This window comes from Mycobacterium sp. (assembly GCF_050701675.1).
Lineage (GTDB): Bacteria > Actinomycetota > Actinomycetes > Mycobacteriales > Mycobacteriaceae > Mycobacterium.
Window position 1 is genome coordinate 1 of sequence record NZ_JBOGDD010000206.1, and the last position, 3,228, is coordinate 3,228.

2 protein-coding genes are annotated in these 3,228 nt (G+C 64.0%); both read right to left on the reverse strand.

Annotation, left to right across the window (positions count from 1 at the left end; translation table 11 throughout):
- On the reverse strand, window positions 1–1,393 hold a 1,393-nt coding region (locus ACRDUX_RS05945), incomplete at its 3' end, for an arylsulfatase (RefSeq protein WP_526411940.1).
- A 5-nt stretch (window positions 1,394–1,398) separates the two neighbouring features.
- A partial coding sequence (locus tag ACRDUX_RS05950) for a sulfatase-like hydrolase/transferase (RefSeq protein WP_526411942.1) occupies window positions 1,399–3,228 on the reverse strand: 1,830 nt, incomplete at its 5' end.

Sequence of the window (3,228 nt, forward strand, 5' to 3'; positions counted from 1 at the left end):
TCGGCACATCGGCGGCCGCCAGGATAGTGGGGACGATGTCGGTGAGGTGGGTGAACTGCGACCGCAGCCCGCCATGATCCTTGATGCGCGTCGGCCAGGACACCACCATCGACGTGCGGGTGCCGCCCAAATGGGAGGCGATCTTCTTGTCCCACTGATACGGCGAGTTCATGGCGTGGGCCCACCCGTGCGAGAAGTGATTCTGAAACCACATTCCGCCGAACTCATCGATGTTCTCGATCATGAAGTCTTCGCGATCGTCGATGCGGTTGCCGAGAGTAACTATTTCGCTGGTCATTCCGCGCCCCGACGGGTCCTCGGCGCTGCAACCGTTGTCGCCCTGGATGTAGATGATTAGCGTGTTCTCGAGTTCGCCGAGTTCCTCGATGGCGTCGACCACCCGGCCGATCTGGTGATCACAGTGTGACAACGCTGCTGCGTAGCACTCCATCTGGCGGGCGCACACCCGCTGCATGTCTGGCGACAGGTCATCCCAACGCCGGTAGTCGGGTGGGGTTTCGTTGAGGACGGCATCAGGCGGGATCACCCCAATGTCCTTCTGCCTCTGGTAGGTCAGCTCGCGCTGGCGATCCCAGCCATCGTCGAAGTTGCCCTTGAACTTCTCGATCCAATCCGGCGGAGCGTGGTGCGGGGCATGTGCAGTGCCTGGTGTGTAGTAGGCGAAGAACGGCTTGTCGGGATTGACTGCCTTCTGCTTTCGCATCCAGTGGATCGCGTGGTCGGCCATGTCCCTATCGAAGTGATAAGTGTCCTCGCGGCCCAGATACGGATCAACCGGCAGGTTGTTCTCGTAGACCGCCGGGCGGAACTGATGCGCGTCGGCGCCGAGGAACCCGTAGAAGTACTCGAAGCCCAGGCCCGACGGCCACAGGTTGAACGGCCCGGCCGGCGTGGTCAGCCAGTCTGGCACGTTGTGATTCTTGCCGAACCAGGCTGTGCCATAGCCGTTTCCGGTGAGGACTTCCCCCAGCGTGCCGACGCTCTTGGACACGATGCTGTGATATCCGGGGAACGGTGTGGAGAACTCCATGATGATGCCGGTCGAGGCAACGTGGTGGTTGCGACCGGTCAGCAAGGCCGCGCGCGACGGTGAGCACAACGCCGTGGTGTGAAAACGGTTGTACCGCAGTCCGCTTTCTGCCAACCGTGCGTAGGTCGGGGTGGGTATCGGGCCACCGAATACCTCGCTGGCGCCGAACCCGACGTCATCGGTCATGACCAGCAGGACGTTCGGTGCTCCCTCGGGAGCTGTGACTTCCTTTGGCCATTCGATCGGATCGGAGCCCTCCACTGTGCGGTCGATCTTGCCGACGTCCTGGTGTGCCGGGATCGGCAGCCGGGTTCGGTCAGGCCAAGGGCGTTCATCTGTCATCTTGCTCAGTACTCCTTGCCTGCATTGAATCTGGCATGCAGCTTGGCTTCCTCCTCAGGAGGGAGGCCGGGCTCGCCAATTTCGACGTCGATACGGTCGATGGTGCCCTGAAAGGCGAACGGTGGTTTGTAGTCCCTGCTGACCGGCGCCCCGGTGTCCATGCCGACCCCGAAGGTGTCGATGCCGAACCGCGCGGCCACGGTGCGCTCGATACGCGTGCGGTCGACCTCCGCTCCGTCGACGGACAGAATCGCGTCGCCCCCCAGACCGCCCCCGCCGCCGTCGTAGAGAAAGGAGAACGTCACGGTCGATTCGCCTTCGGGCAGCGGATCTTTGCCCGCGAGCTTGGTGCGTTCGCTGTCGAACCAGTTGTATTCGTAGTGCGGCCTGCCGTCCTGCACATAGAGGACGTAGCCGGCGGACGTGCCACCTGCCGCCACCAGGACACCGTCGCCCCGCGTCGCGATGTGCGCGGTGATGCGGTGCGATCGGTTCTTGGTATTGGGTGCTGCGGTTTCGGGCAGCCGGATGGCTCCGGGGTAGTAGGTGAACTGGCGGCGGTTCGGGTCTGCACCGCCGGGCGGCGGCTTGGGAACGATCAGCCGGGCGGCACCCCGATCGTCGAAGGGATAGATGCCGTACTTCTCGGCCTCGTCGTCGAAGAGTTTCTTGAGTTCTGCGAGCTTGTCGGGATGCTGGTCGGCAAGGTCGTGGTTCTCGCTGAAGTCCTCGTCGAGGTGGTACAGCTCCCAGCGGTCGTTCTCCCAATGGCCCGGCGCATAGTCCTGCCGCCACGGAAAGGTGTGCTGCGCGCACGCGATCCAGCCGTCGTCGTAGATCGCGCGGTTGGTGAAGATCTCGAAGTACTGGCGCTGGCGGACCGGTTTGGCATCGGCGCTATCGAACGTCGAGCGGATCGACACCCCGTCCAGCGGCTTCTGCTCGATACCGTTGACCGTGTCCGGTGCCGGAATACCCGCGGCGTCAAGGATTGTCGGCACCAGGTCGATGAGATGGGTGAACTGGGAGCGGACGGCGCCGTGGTCGTTGATCTGTGCGGGCCAGGACACGACCATCGGGTTCCGGCTGCCACCGAGGTGGCTGGCCACCTGTTTGACCCATTGGAACGGGGCATTACCGGCCCATGCCCAGCCCAGCGGGTAATGCGGCTCGGTGTCGGGATTGCCGATGTCGTCGATGCGGGCCAGGTTCTCCTCGAGCGTGGCGCTGATCCCGCTGAGGCTCATGATCTCGTTGATGGTGCCGGACATGCCGCCCTCGGAGCTGGCGCCGTTGTCGCCGACGATGTAGATCACCATGGTGTTGTCCGCGTCGGGCAGCGCGCGGATCGCGCCCAGCAGCCGCCCGATCTCGTGATCGGCGAGCGCCATGTAGCCCGCGTAGTTCTCCATGAACCGCGCATACAGCCGCTGCTCGTCGCCGCTGAGCGAATCCCAGGCCGGGCACCAGTCGGGCCGCGGGGTGTCCTCCGCCTCGGGCGGGATGACACCGAGGTCCTTCTGCCGTTGCACCGTCTCCTCGCGCACGGCGTCCCAGCCCTTGTCGAACTGACCGGTGAAGCGTTCGCGCCACTCCGGCCCCACGTGGTGGGGTGCATGCATCGCACCCGGCGCGAAGTACAGGAACACCGGCTTGTCCGGGTTGACCGACTTGCTGTAGCGCAACCAACCGACCGCCTTGTCGGTCAGATCGGTCATGAAGTGGTAGCCGTCCTCCGGCGACTTCGACGGTTCGACCGGCACCGTGTTCTCGAACAAGACCGGGTAGTACTGATGGGTCTCCCCGGCGTTGAATCCGTAGAAGTAATCGAACCC